Here is a 15,311-nt window from a genome sequence, read left to right on the forward strand (position 1 = left end):
TTCCTGAGCCCAAATAGTTAATTGTTTTTCACTAACAACAACCACCGCTCACAGAACCGCATCCTCCATCACCTCTAGCCATTGTTGCAGAATTCATCATTTTTAAAATTTTTTCAACATTGTTAGATTCTAGAGAGCTAATAGAATCCGCATGTTTCAAAAACAGATCAACATATTCTCTAGTCTTTTCGATTTCAAACTGGTTACTTTCTTTAATAACCCTAACTAAATCATCAACTTTTAAATGACTTAAATCCGGAATACTTCTTATTGACATATTTTCCACCCCCTTTTTTTATGAGTCTGGACTAAAAAAGAATAAATATACTTTAAATATTTGAAATATAATGGCGTCTTCTTGAACAACTTGCCCTTACATCGAAAAAAAAGCAGCTTCACCGAATTACACCGGGAAGCTGCCGTGTACCGCTTAGTAAGCCCACCAGTTGCCTGACATGACAATCATCGAGAACAGCTTGATGCTGTCTTCATAGTAATCCTCTGCCGCGCTGTTCGCCGTATGGCTCCACAGGGAGTTCAGCCAGCTCTGGTTGGCGGAGGAGGTCATTGCGCTTACGCCGAAGGGGGCATAGAATGCGCCGCTGTTATAGCTGCCGAAGGTGGTTCCGTTCAGCTTATAGCCGTCCTTGATGTTACCCGGCGTATTGCTTGCTTTGGTCTTGATCCAGCTGTTCAGCTGATTCAGCTGGGATAAGGCCCGGTTATCGCCTGTCAGCAGATAATCGGTGGTGATCCGCCACGGGGTGCGGCAGGAATTATAGTTATAGTTGCCGTCGTTGGCATCCTCCAGGAAATTAGCCGCAGCCGGCTTATAGGTATTGCTGGAGTAGACCACGAAGTCCGGCAGCAGGCCGGTGGTTGAGCTATAGCCGGTGTAGAGGCTGTTGATTAAGGTGTAGGTCTTGTTCGTTACATTCTGCCAGCGGGCATCCCCTGTAGCAGCCTGGAAGGCCTTCAGGTGATTGAGCATGAAGTCTGAAGGGCGGGTAGCCGTATTGTATGAGCCGCTGTTCGCCCAGTCCCCGAGACGGATCGTCCACTGGGTCTGATTAATCTCATTATCCATGATAGCGTTAATCATATTCGTCGCAGCCTGCAGATAGTTGACGGTTCCGCTGCTTCCCCATTGCTTGTGGGCCAGCAGCAGCGAGAAGGCAATATCCATATCTCCGTCGGTTGCGGAGTCTTCCCCTTCGATATTCTGGAAGCTGCTGTTCTGCTTCCAGGACATCAGATAGGGGTTGATGGCGCTTGGATGTGCTGTGTAATAATTGTAGAGTCCGTTGTAGTAGGTCTGTGCGTTACTGTCGTAGCCGGCCATCAGCACGGTGAACAGCATACCATAGCCATGTGCTTCAGAGACCGTCTCCCCGGCTGAATTATATTTCACATAATATTTGCCTGTTCCGGCAGGCTTAAGATATGCGCCTTTCCAGGCATCCCATTTGGTCTTGACGGCGTTATCCATGACGGTCTGAGTGACATTGTTCGGTTTAATGGTTCCGCTTGTATAGGTGGTGTGCTGCGGGAACGGTTTGTTCACAGCGGCGAAGGCAGATCCGGCAGGCAGGATAAATATGGCCAGACATAGAAGCATCAGACTTTTCCAGTGCAGCTTGCGTTTCCCTTGCTTGTTCATCATCCATTCACTCCTTGTGGTTGGGGTGGATACTTAAGAGAACCCATTGTATTCACAAACGGACAGCTGTAGGAAAAGCTCACCTCCTTACTGGATATTGCGGATGCTGCCTGCCGGACAAAAGTTAAAGCGCTTATACTTTTGTCCCAAAAAAATAATCTTCTTCTACTAAAATTGTAAATCGGTACATATTTAATATATTATTCCAGAGTATCTATGTCAATAAGCATATGGTCCTACGTAAGAAGTGCCCGTTATGATAGCAAGTAGAAGCCTGCCCAGCGGCCTTCCTCCATTGATGCAGCAACAGCCCCTTCAGCCGGAAAACAATTCAACCGGTTTGAAGGGGCTAAGTCAACATCTCTATTCCTGCAATACAGTCCGGTTACTCCACATCGGTAATCATATGCTCCGCAATCAGCTGCTGCTTGCGGTTCCATAGCTGTTCGCTGAGATTCACGCGGAACACTTCCGGGTTCAGCTTGCGCAAGTACTCCGGCCAGAAGAGGTCGAGCTGCTCCTCATGGTAACGGCGGATCTCCGCCAGCTCCGGCAGGGTATAGACCTGGAACCCGTTCACTACAATCGGCTCCAGCATCCGCACCGCGTCGTAACGCTCCACATGCTTCTTCATGTAAGGATGCAGCGGATTGAACAGCTTCAGCCGCACTCCACTGCGGGGTGCTGGCTCATCGGCGGAGCTGATATAATCAGCCAGCGCCTTGCCGTTCTGGCCGATAATGCGGTAGACTTCCTTTTTGCCGGGAGTGGATACCTTCTCGGGATTCGAAGAGATCTTAATCGTGGGGATCATCTCGCCGCTTGGCGCTTCGATCTCGACCAGCTTATAGACGCCGCCCAGCGAAGGCTGATCCGAAGCGGTAATCAGTTGGGTTCCGACCCCCCAGGTGTCGATCGCCGCCCCCTGCGACTTCAGGTTCATGATGGTGTTCTCATCCAGATCATTGGAGGCCACAATCTTCACATACTGCAGCCCGGCTTCATCCAGCATCTCGCGTGCCTTGCGGGACAGATAAGCAAGGTCACCGCTGTCCAGCCGGATGCCGTTCATCCGTTTGCCCTGCGCTTCCAGCTTCTTCGCCGTGTTGATCGCATTCGGCACACCGCTGCGCAGGGTATCGAACGTATCCACCAACAGCGTCACGCCGTCCGGCATTACCCGCGCGTAAGCGTCGAACGCCTCCTGCTCGCTTGGGAAGCTCTGCACCCAAGAATGGGCATGGGTGCCCTTCGTAGGGATGCCGAACTTTTTGCCGGCCAGCATGTTAGAAGTCGCATGGAAGCCGCCGACATAAGCGGCGCGAGCGCCCCAGACTGCGGCATCCGCTTCCTGCGCGCGGCGCGTTCCGAACTCCAGCAGCGTATCATTCGGGGCCACCTGCTTGATCCGTGACGCCTTGGTAGCAATCAGCGTCTGATAGTTCATGAAGTTCAGGATCGCAGTCTCGACAAGCTGCGCCTCCATAATCGTACCCTCGACCCGGATCAGCGGTTCATCCTGAAACACCAGGGCCCCTTCCTTCATGGAGTGAAGACTGCCTTGAAAATGGAACTGCAGCAGCTCCTCCAGGAAGGCCGGCGCATAGTTCTCCTCCTGCTCCGACAGGTAGCGGATATCCTCTTCCGTGAACCGCAGCTCGGCAATATACTGGGCGATCCGCTCCAGCCCGGCAAATACAGCGAAGCCGTTGCCGAACGGCAGCTTGCGGAAATAGGCTTCGAACACCGCCCGGCGCTTGTGTGTACCATTCATCCAATGGGCATACATCATATTGATCTGGTATTTGTCTGTATGTAGAGCAAGTTCTCTCCTCAAGTCCTCATCTCCTAGTCATTCCACTGTTGTATTTGGGTTCTGTCTCTGCTGATGTGCTACTTCTCTATAGCGCCCGTGACAACGTTCGCGCCAAGACTGCCGCGGAAGTGTCCAAGCGCCCATACATGACCGTCAGGATTGAAGCTGGCGACGGCATCCTCATGCACCGTAATCCCGAAGCCGTGGTTGTAGGCATCCACTGCCGTATGCAGTACACAGATATCCGTACATACCCCGATCAGATGCACCTCGGTAATGCCCCGTTCACGCAGCTTCAGCGCAAGATCCGTGCCGCAGAAGGCGCTGTAACGCGTTTTGTCCATCCAGTAGATGGCTTCCCGGTTCGCCTCGTAGACAGCCTTCAGGCTGCCGTACAGCTCACGCCCCTCGCTTCCCCGCAGATTATGCGGCGGAAACAGCTTGGTCTCCGGGTGGTACGGGTCATCCGCTTCATGCAGATCTACAGCCATCACCACATAGTCCCCGCTGCGCACGAATTGTTCCGTCAGTTCACTGACTCTGGGCGCAATATCGATGCCGGGCTGGCCGACAGGCAGGTTCCCGTCAACGAAATCATTCGTGAAATCAATTACAATCAGTGCTCTCATGGTAGGATAGCCTCCTAAAAGGTTAATGGGCCTGCCCTTCCCGGCAGCTTACGTATAAATGGATAATAACGGCTCATGGTCCGTGAACATATAGAGCTGTGCCGGGCGCTGGGAGTATTGATTGGAGCTGAGCGGATTCCCCGCTTCATCGCTCACTTCTTTTAATATACCCTGACGGCTGCGTGTTGACGTAATTTTGCGGATAAAATTCGGTTCTTTGAATTCCGGCACCACCGTCTGGATCACCTGATACAGCTCGCTCAGCGTGAAATGACGCGGGAGGAACTGCCGGGCAATCGTCGTCTGCAGCATCTGCTGCTGAATCCGCAGGTAGGCATCGGTAATAATATCATGGTGGTCAAAAGCCAGTTCCAGCTCCTCAAGCGCTTCCTGCAGTGTGAACAGGCCAACCTCGCCTGCATCATCCGAGGCCTGCCGCTGCTCCAGCATCCACTCCTCCACCAGTGCAAAGAAAGCATGGCTGATAATCCAGCCGCGCGGATCACGGCCCGGCTGGCTGTAGACACCGAGATACTCCAGATGTCCGCCGTCCACGCCCGTTTCTTCCTTCAGCTCGCGCGTAGCGGCATCATAGATCGATTCATCCTCCTGGCAAAAGCCGCCCGGCAGGGCCCACATGCCCGCACACGGCCATTTTTTGCGCCGGACCAGCATCACCTTCAGCTCGCGCAGCGGCAGCGTCTTCGTGACGGTCTTCCGCTCGCGCTTGGTCAGTGTAAACATGACAATATCCGCCGGAACGCCATCCGGAGTGCGGTACTTCTTGGCGTTATAGGTTTGTTCCGCGTTCTCAGTCACTATAGATCATCCTTTGCCGCAGCTATTGTTTGTTGTTCGTATCTTTTAATGTACCAAACCTGTCCGCCCAAAATCAACCGGAGCAGGCCGCAGATATGTAAAAGGGACGGATTCACATCCGCCCCCGGGTGATTCTGCATTAATCTCCGCAAGTGGAGGGCGGCGCCTCGGTGCCTGCTTCCACATTGATTTTATCCGAAACGGTATCCCTGATCACTGAAATCACCATCTGCAGCAGATAATTGATATCGCTCTGGCTCTGCTGGAACTCGTTCACGACCGGGATGCTGTCGATTTCATCCTGCAGCTCTTCAATCTCACGTTCAATCTTCGCGACCATCGCCTGGTTCTTGAAGCTCTCGAACGCCACGATCTCCTTCTGCTTCTTCTTAATTGTAGCAATAAGTCCCTGCACACGCTCGTGATTCAGAATCTTCTGCTCGGCCTGCTGGAAATGACGGACCTCCTCACTGGTGGAGATGAGTGCAGCCAAGTCCTTCGCCTTGCCCATAATATCCTCCCGGACAATTAAATCGCGGGTATTGTGGGTCTGCATGCCATATTCATTCAGTCGTGCTTCTTCCTGGCTCATTCTTCTCGCCTCATTTCTCTATAATTAGAGGACCGCTGCGGCTTCCGCCTGATAGTCCCCTCTAATGTACCAAGTCTTCGCGCCGGTAATGCTCACCTGCACCAGCGTGCCAATCAGGGAGGACGGGCCTTCAAAATGCACCAGCTTACTGTCACGGGTACGTCCGGCCAGCATCCGGGCATTATTCTTGCTCGTACCTTCCACCAACACCTCCACCCGCCGGCCCAGCATCCGCTCATTCCCCAGACGGCTCTGCTCCTTGATCAGATCATTCAGACGCTGGAGACGCGCGCTCTTAACCTCTGACGGAACATTATCGTCCATCCCGGCTGCCGGAGTCCCTTCGCGCGGAGAATAAATGAAGGTATACGCCATATCATACCCTACTTCGCGCACCAGGGACAGTGTCTCCTCGAACTGCTCCTCCGTCTCACCCGGGAAGCCGACGATAATATCCGTAGTCAGCACCGCATCCGGCACGCCTGCCTTAATCTTACGGACCAGCTCCAGGTAGGCTTCACGGGTATATTTGCGGCTCATCCGCTTCAGCACGGCTGTACTTCCCGACTGCACCGGCAGATGGATATGCTCCACCAGATTGCCGCCTTTGCCCAGCACGTGAATCAGTTTATCGTCAAAATCACGCGGATGCGAGGTCATGAACCGGATACGCGGAATATCAATCCCCCGCATGTCGTCCATCAGGTCGCCGAAGGTATAATCAATGTCCGTAAAATCCTTGCCGTATGCGTTCACGTTCTGCCCCAGCAGCGTTACTTCCTTGAAGCCCTGGCGGGCCAGCTCCCGCACCTCGGCAATGACATCCTCGGGACGTCTGCTCCGCTCCTTCCCCCGGGTGAACGGCACAATACAATACGTACAGAACTTGTCGCAGCCGTACATAATGTTCACCCAGGCGCGCAGACCCTCCCGCTTCTTCGGCAGATTCTCAATGATATCGCCTTCCTTGGACCAGACCTCAATGACCAGCTCGCGGCTGAACACCGCTTCCTTAATCAGCTCCGGCAGGCGGTGGATATTATGTGTGCCAAAAATCAGATCCACGAAGCCGTACCGGCTCATGATCCGGTTGACCACGCCCTCCTCCTGGGACATACAGCCGCAGATCCCCAGGAGCAGGCCGGGCTTCTCCAGCTTCAGTGTTTTGAGATGGCCCAGTTCTCCGAATACCTTATCCTCCGCATTCTCGCGGATCGCACATGTATTAAGTAGTATAATATCAGCCTCGCTGCGGTCTTCAGCCGCCCGGTAGCCGAGCTGCTCCAGCATACCCTTCATCGTCTCCGTGTCATGCTCATTCATCTGGCAGCCGTAGGTGGTAATATGATAGCTCTTGCCTGCACCGAAATCTGCCATCTCCGGCGGAATGTCGAAGTGATACAGCACTTCAATCTCTTCCTTGCCCCGCCGCTTGCCTTCCTTGTAATCGGGCTGGCTGTTGATCTGCACGTTCCTGCCTTTGATCCGGTAAGTGGTCTTGCCTTCAGTCTCGCTGACGATCTTGGCATCCGTGAAATCGAAATACTGCCCGTAATCCTTGCTCCCCTTCGCCATGCTAAAGTCACATCCTCTGCTGATGTCCCCATATTTTCCGTGCTTTTCTAATGTAAAATTATATCATACCGCTCCCAAGATAATCCATTCTGAACATTTCAGAAGCTAGGGGCTTTACTGTAACGTATACGTTATCGTTTATAGTGATGATAAGGAGGGAGTCGTGACTATGATCCGTATTGGCGATTTAGCGAAGACAGCGAATATCAGCAAAAGAACCTTATACCACTATGAGCATATTGGACTGCTGCAGCCCACAAGGGTCTCTGAGAACGGTTACCGCTTCTACGATAACCAAGCTGTAATCCGGCTTCAAAAAATTCTGTTATTGAAATCGATCGGCTACACCTTAGAGCAAATAAAAGAGCTGTTACAGAATCAGAGCCCTGCGGATGAACATGACCATTGGATAGCATCATTGCATGAGCAGATCGAGCTGATCGAACAAAAAAAAGAAGAGTTAAGCCGCAAGCAGTATTATCTCAGGTCTACTCTTCATACCCTCCGGCTCAAAGGTACAGAGCATCTGCAAGATTTAATGCAGGTCCTTGCGGCTATGAATGACCGTCCTCTAAGTGATGGAATCATTCCAGCCGAATTCAGGGAGGAGCCGTCACTAACTGTTGAGGAGGTTGAGCTGCTTAAGCGTCTCCCTATCCTGGGCGGCGGCAGCAACAAAGCGGAGGAGCTTGTACGCCTTTTAGAGCAAGCCGTACCGTTGATGGCCTCGTCCCCCTATTCTTCAGAAGCTCATGCGCTGGCTGGCCGTTTATATAGCATGGCGCTGGACCTTTTTGAAGGTAATGAGACGCTGCTGGATAGGTATTGGGAAATGATCCGGCCCGCTGACGGTGCGACTCCTGTCGTGATGGGCATGGATAGCGCAATGATGTCTTTTATAGATGAGATGATCGGATATTATCTTGGGCATAGAGAGGAGAACCGGCATGAATAGAGGGCTACAATCACTGGGCATTCTTAAGAATCCTTGGATGCTGGCTGTACTGGCAGGAGTAGTGATCCTATTGTCAACCTGTGGAACAGCTACAGATCCAATACGTGAAAAGAAAGCTGAGGAGTCAACAACAACGGTTGAACCGGAAGCGGACGCTATACTCGTAGAGGTGCTAATTGAAAGTGATAGTGATGCAGCACTTAATCTGGAGGTGGAAGTCAATGCCCGTGACCATCCGCAGAGTGTATATTTCGATTCTATCGAACTCCCTTACAGAGAGGAATTTGCTGTCCCCAAAGACACGTTCATACCGTTAACCTCTACCAGGGTACAAGCAGAAAAGGATGCCGATGCCACTTGGATAAGCTGCACAATCCTGTATGACGGGGAGGTAGTAGCGACCCACAAATCCCGAGGGGATAGCGCGAAGTCTGTATGCGAGAAGAAATTCCGCCTGGGGCCGGGATAAGGAGTACTATCGGGAAATCCGGTCCTACCGCGCGGCGGCAGGAAGAGAGGGCAAGTCAGCAGTCTGACTATTGCGTCTTGTATAACATCAGATTTAAAACAACTTATTGCTTAGAGCTTATGTATGAGGCACGCAACTCAGGAGTATCTCCAGCGCAACAAAATCACCCTGCGGGTGAATGAGATTACCTGCGCGCCAGCAAATGTATGCCGTTTTCCGCATACATTCGGGCCAAAAGCCTACGCGCCAGCAAATGTATGCTGTTTTCCACATACATTCGGACCACAAGCCTTCATGCCAGCAAATGTATGCCGTTTTCCGCATACATTCGGGCCACCAGCCTGCGCGCCAGCAAATGTATGCTGTTTTTCACATACATTCGGGCCACTAGCCTTCACGCCAGCAAATGTATGCTGTTTTTCGCATACATTCGGGCCACTAGCCTTCACGCCAGCAAATGTATGCTGTTTTTCGCATACATTCTGAGCTCCTCATATACTCATGAGGCCTCCGGACTCATTCAAAGAGTACTTCTCCCCACGCTAGGCCCCCTTATCCACAACAGACGGATAATATAATTTCCTATACGACAAAAAAGCCCGGCCTAAAATGTAAGGTCCCGGACTTATTTATTACAACCAGCTTGCCGCCGGACATCTTAATCCCCAAGCCTATAGATCAAAATCGATGCGTTGGAGTTGATCTGCGTTCCTCCGGCTAAGGTCTGTAAATTGATTGCAGCGGCACTGGAATGGTTCCTTAAAGTGATTACATCGCCGGGGACTACAGAGATAATCACCATCCCGGGGTTAGGCTGTGTTCCCGCTCCTGAACCATAGACGCTGCCACCTACAGGTGCACCGTTCAGATACAAAGTGAACTGATTCGGTTCCACTGCGGTGACAATAAAGATTACCGCATAATCTCCTGCATTCTCAACATTAATCTGAGCTGTATTAGGGGTATGCGAGAAGCCGACAAGACTCTCATTGCTGTCAAAAGTAACATCTGCTTCCGTAGCCACGGTCTGGGCCCCCGTATTGAAAATATAGGCATAAGATGACGCCAGTGCGCCTGTGGCTCCCGTTGCACCAGTTACACCCGTTGCACCCGTGGCACCCGTTACTCCAGTGGCACCCGTCACACCCGTTGTACCTGTTGCACCCGTTACTCCCGTCACACCCGTTACTCCCGTCACACCCGTTACTCCCGTCGCACCCGTTACTCCCGTTGCACCCGTCACACCCGTTACTCCCGTCGCACCCGTTACTCCTGTGGCTCCGGTGACTCCTGTTGCCTCTTCTCCCAGCAACTCCTGCGAGACCAGCCGGTGTGCTGTCACCAGCTGCCCGCTGGCATTTTGGCCCCATAGAGATACCTGCGCTTCGGAGACTGCCGTTCCTGTCGTGTTGAACACGAATTCAAAAGCATCCAGGTCCGCATAGTAAATTTTGGTAACCACTTGGGAGGGGGCCACAGTGATCTCCTCCTGTACATATAAGGTGCGTATGCCGTTCAGGGTATAACCCAAAATAAGAATATCGAAGAATCCGGTTATATTACGGCCGTCTATTTTGAGTGTTACCCTTTGAGTCGGCCGGGTCCCCGTATTGCTTGCAATAATATTCTCAATCGGTCCTGTAGATAAAATTGCCATTTTCCAGCTCCCCTCTCAAGCTAAATCCAGCTATATTAATAGCAGTATTCGAGAGAAAACAGAAGAGTGTTGGCATATTGACATTATTATAAGAAACAGTAACAATCAGTACATCTTCAAAGATTCACCCGCAAAAAAACACCCCATGCAGGCAGCCATGAGCTGATAGACTTGAAGTCTAACCTAATGGCTTGGCACAGGGTGTTACAGATCAAGCTCTATTGATTAATACAATGTCTTGGTAGACTCCGAGGTGAACGGAATAATCTCGTTAATCTTGCCTGCCTGTACCTTGGCAGGCCAAGCCGGATCGCTGATCAAGGCTCTGCCTACCGCCACCAGATCGAACTCTCCCTGATCCAGCCGGAGCAGCAGCCGCTCAAGGTTGTTATCCTCATTCTTCTCCATAACCGCACTGGTGAATGCGCTGTCCAGGCCGACAGAGCCCACTGTAATCGCCGGTTTGCCCGTAATCTTCTTCGTCCAGCCCGCCAGATTCAGCTCAGAGCCTGCAAATTCAGGCTCCCAGAACCGCCGGGTGGAGCAATGGAAGATATCTACCCCGGCATTGCTGAGCGGGGTCAGGAAACGGGCCAGATCCTCCGGCGTCTCCGCCAGCTTAGCGTCATAGGCCCCGCTCTTCCACTGCGAGAAGCGGAGTACGATCGGGAAATCCGGTCCTACCGCACGGCGGCAGGCATCGATCACTTCCACCGCGAAGGTAGTGCGGGCTTCCAGATCGCCGCCGTATTCATCGGTGCGGCGGTTGGTTTTCTCCCAGAAGAACTGGTCGATCAGATAGCCGTGGGCGCCGTGCAGCTCTATGCCGTCGAAGCCGACGGCTTTGGCTGCCTTCGCTGCCTTGGCGAAGGCACTGACGATGGCCTGAATCTCGCTCTTAGTCATCGGCTCTGTAACTTGCTCTCCGGCCAGATTCAGCCCGGACGGACCGATCGGCAGCGCCGAAGCATTAGGCCCCTCACCGATCTTGCGGGCCATGCCGACATGCCAGAGCTGGGGCATAATCTTGCCTCCGGCAGCATGCACCTCACTCACGACCTGCGCCCATCCCGCAAGGGAGGCTTCGCCATGGAAGTTCGGGATATCCTGATGGCTGACTGCCGCCGGATGATCAATGGCCGTGCCTTCGGTAATGATCAGACCCACCCCGCCTTCCGCGCGGCGGCGGTAATACGCCGCCACCTCAGGGCCAGGTACGCCCTCAGGGGAATGCACCCGGGTCATCGGCGCCATCACCACACGGTTACTGAGGGACAAGCCTCCGTATTCAAAAGGTTCAAACAATGCAGCAGCATTCATAATTCACAAGCCTCCATTTCATACGATGATTACTTACTTGATGATTACTTTAAGTAAGCATAGTATGACGGTTCCCGGCGGCAAATGCAAATGACTGCCAGTACAAGAGATTTGATAAGTCTTATAAGTCCAGCACTCCGGCTTTTGGAGTCACTCGGAAGGCTGCAGCCAGATCTGCCAGCTGCCGATCGGTGATCTTCTGCCGAATCTCTCTTCCGCCGATCAGGTTATAGACAATCGCAGCCTTTTCAATCGTTTCAACCAGTCCGAAGGTGGCATCCATCGTCGCACCAGTAACAAATATCCCATGCTGCGGCCAGATGACCACGCGGTATTCCTTCATCCGGTCAGCGGTGGCCCGGCCGATCTCGCTGCTCCCCGGCACCATCCAGGGAATGACGCTGACGCCATCCGGGAAGACCACCAGACATTCTGTGCACATCTCCCACAGCGTCTTGGTGAATTTCAGCTCATCCAGATCATGGGTGAAGGTCATGGCAATCACATTCGTTGCATGGGTATGCAGCACAATCCGGTGCGCCGGATCTACCTTCAGCCGTTCGATATGGCTCATGAAGTGGGAAGCCAGCTCACTGGTCGGAACAGCGCCATTACGCAATCCCCATAACACCTCCACACTCTCGCCGCTGCTGCTGACACGCAACACACCCAGATTGGCCTCCGGGTCCTTGATCACATTACGGAAATACTTGCCTGATCCGGTAACGATGAAGTATTTGCCCGCCAGCTCGGCTACAGGGAAGGTAAGGCTGATCGTGCGCAGCGGCTCGCGGATATTGATATACTTGGCTACCTCTTCTTCATCCAGGAGGTAACTGACGTTGCCTCCGTTCAGCTCATCCCAGCCCAGCGACCACATGTGATGGGTAATTTCGGACATTTCCTCGATAAAAGGCGCGGTGACGCCGGATATATACCCTTTGGATTCAATTACGGAAGTACTCATATGCTCTCTCCTTCTATATGCACCCTAAGCGTGCGGGTACTTGTTATTTATTATTTCAGCAGTCATTGTGATTTCAGCAGCCTGATCTTATCTTAAAGCCAATACATCCTGTTCATAGCGCTTCACTTCAGCCAGCCACCCCTCGCGGACCGGGGTCCCCTGCGAAGCGCAGTAGTAATCCCAGACAGCACCGAACGGGTAGGACTTGAATTCTTCCACCAGGGCCAGCCGTGAGGTATAATCTCCGGCCCGCTCAATGGCACGAAGCTCCTCTACCGGCTCCAGCATAGCGCGCAGCAGCGCCTTGATCGTATTGCGCGTGCCGATTACCCATGCTGCCAGGTGATTGATACTGCCGTCGAAGAAGTCGAGGCCGATATGCGTACGCGGCAGCAGATCCCCGCGAACCAGCTCGCGGGCAATCTCCAGCAGCTCATCGTCCATCGTGACCACATGATCGCTATCCCAGCGGACCGGTCTGCTGACATGCAGCAGCAGCTGCTCGCTGAACATCAGGATAGAGCTGAGCTTGTTCGAGATCACTTCCGTCGGATGGAAATGCCCGGCATCCAGGCAGATGGCCTTACCGCGTGTCAGGCCGTAGCCCATGTAGAACTCATGCGAACCGACAACGTAGCTCTCCGAGCCGATACCGAACAGCTTGCTCTCCACGGCATCGATAGTGTACTGCGGATCCATCTCCTCGCTGAAGATTTCGTCCAGCGATTCCTTCAGTCGCATGCGCGGTGCCAGCCGGTCTACCGGAGTATCCTTGTAGCCGTCAGGCACCCAGAAATTCGTCACACACGGCTGGCCCAGCTCGCGGCCGAAGTGCTCAGCAATGCTGCGGGAAGCCTTGCAATGCTTAATCCAGAAGCTGCGGATCTCTTCGTCCGCATGGCTCAGGGTGAACCCGTCTGCCGCCTTCGGATGCGAGAAGCAGGTCGGATTGAAATCAAGGCCTAAGCCCTGCTCCTTGGCCCATTCCACCCAATTCTTGAAATGGCGCGGCGCCAGCTCATCCAGATCCACCTGCTCCTTCGTATCGGCATAGATCGCATGCAGATTGACCTTATGCTTGCCGGGAATCAGCGAGAGGGCCTTCTCCAGATCCTGACGCAGCTCATCCGGTGTACCGGCCCGTCCCGGGTAGCTGCCGGTCACGGCAATGCCGCCGCTCAGCTCTTTATCCTTGAACAGAAAGCCCCGTACATCATCGCCCTGCCAGCAGTGCAGCGATACTTTGATCTGCGCCAGCTTCTCCAGTACCTCATCCGTTTGAATTCCATGGGCTGCATATAATTTCTTGGCTTCGTTGTAGCTGTTAATGATGCTCTGATCCATGCTGTTGCCTCCTAATACGTATTGTGAACATCCGCTCCCGGATGAAGCTGCTCCCAGCGGAGCAGCAGCTCCGCCAGCCCAGGAACCGGCTGCGGAAGATAAGACTGAATCGCGAAGGACTGTGAGATGGTCTGCCGGGCTTCATGGATATCTGCCATGCGCCCCGCCTCAATCATCTGCACAGCCAGATTACCCAGGGCTGTGGATTCGGTCGGTCCGGCCAGCACCTCCCTGCCGGTAACATCTGCCGTCAGCTGGCACAGCAGCCCATTGTTAGCGCCGCCGCCGACAATCTGCAGCACTTGGGTTAGCTCCCCGGTGAGTTCTTCCAGCTCAGCCAGATGACTGCGGTAGGATAACGCCAGACTGTCAAAGATACAGCGTGCCAGCTCGCCCGTAGCTTGCGGCACAGGCTGGCCGCTCTCCAGGCAGGCCTGGCGGATCTCCTGAATCATATCGTCCGGGTTCAAAAACCGCGGATGATTGCAGGGAATCAGGCTGCGGAAGCCTGGGCATTCACCGGCCTGCTCTGCTAGTTCCGCGAAGCTAAATCTTCCGCCGTCCAGTCTGCGCACTTCCTGAATCAGCCAGAGGCCCATAATATTCTTCAGGAACCGGTAAGTCCCGTAAGCGCCCCACTCGTTGGTATAATTAGCGGCCATCGCTCTGCTGTTATTGATCGGGTGATCCAGCTCTACTCCCAGCAGAGACCAGGTTCCGCTGCTAAGATAGGCTGACGCACGGTCCTTCTGAGCAGGCACACCGAGTACCGCAGATGCTGTGTCATGCGTAGCCACGCAGATCAGGCGGCATTCCGGCAGATCATACTCCGCGCGCAGCTCCTGCGTAATGAAGCCGAGATCCTCCCCAGGCTCGGTTAACGGAGCGAACTGTTCACGCCGCAGACCCAGGAATTCCAGCAGCTGGGCATCGAAATCACGGGCCGCAAGATCCAATAGCTGCGTCGTGGATGCATTGGTAACCTCGTTCATCTTACGTCCGCCGAGCCGGTAGTAGAGATAATCCGGCACCAGCAGAATCTGATCGGCCGCCTTCAGTTCTTCCCGGTCATGCGCATATAGCTGATACAGCGTATTGAAGGGAAGCTGCTGAATGCCCGTTTTGGCGTAGACCTTCTCGGGCGGAAGGAGCCGCCCGACTTCTTCCATCACCCCGTCGGTCCGGTGGTCACGGTAGGCATAGACCCGGCTTATCTGCTTGCCTTCGGCATCCAGCAGCACATAATCTACCGCCCAGGTATCAATGCCGAGGGTGCATTCGTGAATGCCTCTTAGCTTCGCCTGCTGCAGACCGTTAATAATTTCATTCAATAAATAATCCATATCCCAGAAGCAGGAGCCTTCCTGCTCTGTGAAGCCATTGCTGAAACGGTGAATCTCCTCCAGTTGGAGGCTCCCGTCCACGAGCTGTCCGAGCACCAGCCGTCCGCTGGAGGCGCCGATATCGACGGCGATATGATAGGTCATAGGGAATCTCCTATTCTATGG

At 53.4% G+C, this 15,311-nt stretch carries 14 protein-coding genes; 2 read left to right on the forward strand and 12 right to left on the reverse strand.

What is annotated here, in order from left to right; translation table 11 throughout:
* Nucleotides 1–31 precede the first annotated feature (31 nt).
* The 7 genes from J2Z70_RS27765 to miaB all read right to left on the reverse strand — a co-directional run bounded on the left by J2Z70_RS27765 (nucleotide 32) and on the right by miaB (nucleotide 7,091).
* A complete protein-coding gene (locus tag J2Z70_RS27765; RefSeq protein WP_209878495.1) occupies nucleotides 32–277 on the reverse strand; it encodes a hypothetical protein in 246 nt (81 codons plus the stop codon).
* Between the two features lie 153 nt (nucleotides 278–430).
* A complete protein-coding gene (locus J2Z70_RS27770; RefSeq protein WP_036724869.1) occupies nucleotides 431–1,660 on the reverse strand; it encodes a family 8 glycosyl hydrolase in 1,230 nt (409 codons plus the stop codon).
* 385 nt (nucleotides 1,661–2,045) lie between these two features.
* Entirely contained in the window at nucleotides 2,046–3,497 is a 1,452-nt protein-coding gene (locus tag J2Z70_RS27775; RefSeq protein ID WP_036724857.1) for a nicotinate phosphoribosyltransferase, read from the reverse strand.
* A gap of 56 nt (nucleotides 3,498–3,553) precedes the next feature.
* A complete protein-coding gene (locus J2Z70_RS27780) occupies nucleotides 3,554–4,105 on the reverse strand; it encodes a cysteine hydrolase family protein (protein ID WP_209878497.1) in 552 nt (183 codons plus the stop codon).
* A 48-nt stretch (nucleotides 4,106–4,153) separates the two neighbouring features.
* A complete protein-coding gene (locus J2Z70_RS27785) occupies nucleotides 4,154–4,924 on the reverse strand; it encodes an NUDIX domain-containing protein (protein WP_036699096.1) in 771 nt (256 codons plus the stop codon).
* Between the two features lie 139 nt (nucleotides 4,925–5,063).
* On the reverse strand, nucleotides 5,064–5,516 hold the full coding sequence (locus J2Z70_RS27790) for a YlbF/YmcA family competence regulator (protein WP_076086829.1): 453 nt from the start codon (nucleotides 5,514–5,516) through the stop codon (nucleotides 5,064–5,066).
* A 24-nt stretch (nucleotides 5,517–5,540) separates the two neighbouring features.
* A complete protein-coding gene (gene miaB, locus J2Z70_RS27795) occupies nucleotides 5,541–7,091 on the reverse strand; it encodes a tRNA (N6-isopentenyl adenosine(37)-C2)-methylthiotransferase MiaB (RefSeq protein WP_209878499.1) in 1,551 nt (516 codons plus the stop codon).
* Nucleotides 7,092–7,260: 169 nt separating this feature from the next.
* Here miaB and J2Z70_RS27800 point away from each other — a divergent pair, with 169 nt between their 5' ends.
* Nucleotides 7,261–8,046 (forward strand): MerR family transcriptional regulator, encoded by a 786-nt coding sequence (locus J2Z70_RS27800; RefSeq protein ID WP_245368573.1) that lies wholly within the window; start codon nucleotides 7,261–7,263, stop codon nucleotides 8,044–8,046.
* On the forward strand, nucleotides 8,039–8,515 hold the full coding sequence (locus J2Z70_RS27805; protein WP_209878503.1) for a hypothetical protein: 477 nt from the start codon (nucleotides 8,039–8,041) through the stop codon (nucleotides 8,513–8,515). The genes J2Z70_RS27800 and J2Z70_RS27805 overlap by 8 nt, the downstream gene beginning before the upstream one ends.
* A gap of 658 nt (nucleotides 8,516–9,173) precedes the next feature.
* Here the strand turns inward: J2Z70_RS27805 and J2Z70_RS27810 are convergent.
* The 5 genes from J2Z70_RS27810 to rhaB form a co-directional block, all read right to left on the reverse strand.
* A complete protein-coding gene (locus tag J2Z70_RS27810) occupies nucleotides 9,174–10,172 on the reverse strand; it encodes a BclA C-terminal domain-containing protein (protein ID WP_209878505.1) in 999 nt (332 codons plus the stop codon).
* 225 nt (nucleotides 10,173–10,397) lie between these two features.
* Complete coding sequence (locus J2Z70_RS27815) at nucleotides 10,398–11,492, reverse strand: NADH:flavin oxidoreductase (RefSeq protein WP_209878507.1); 1,095 nt, start codon at nucleotides 11,490–11,492, stop codon at nucleotides 10,398–10,400.
* Between the two features lie 121 nt (nucleotides 11,493–11,613).
* Nucleotides 11,614–12,459, reverse strand: coding sequence for a rhamnulose-1-phosphate aldolase (rhaD, locus tag J2Z70_RS27820; protein WP_209878509.1), 846 nt, complete (start codon nucleotides 12,457–12,459; stop codon nucleotides 11,614–11,616).
* Between the two features lie 87 nt (nucleotides 12,460–12,546).
* Nucleotides 12,547–13,803, reverse strand: a complete 1,257-nt coding sequence (gene rhaA / locus J2Z70_RS27825) for an L-rhamnose isomerase (RefSeq protein ID WP_209878511.1) — start codon at nucleotides 13,801–13,803, stop codon at nucleotides 12,547–12,549.
* Between the two features lie 11 nt (nucleotides 13,804–13,814).
* Complete coding sequence (gene rhaB, locus J2Z70_RS27830; RefSeq protein ID WP_209878513.1) at nucleotides 13,815–15,290, reverse strand: rhamnulokinase; 1,476 nt, start codon at nucleotides 15,288–15,290, stop codon at nucleotides 13,815–13,817.
* Nucleotides 15,291–15,311 lie beyond the last annotated feature (21 nt).

Source organism: Paenibacillus silagei, assembly GCF_017874735.1.
In the GTDB taxonomy this organism is placed as follows: Bacteria; Bacillota; Bacilli; order Paenibacillales; family Paenibacillaceae; genus Paenibacillus_AQ; species Paenibacillus_AQ silagei.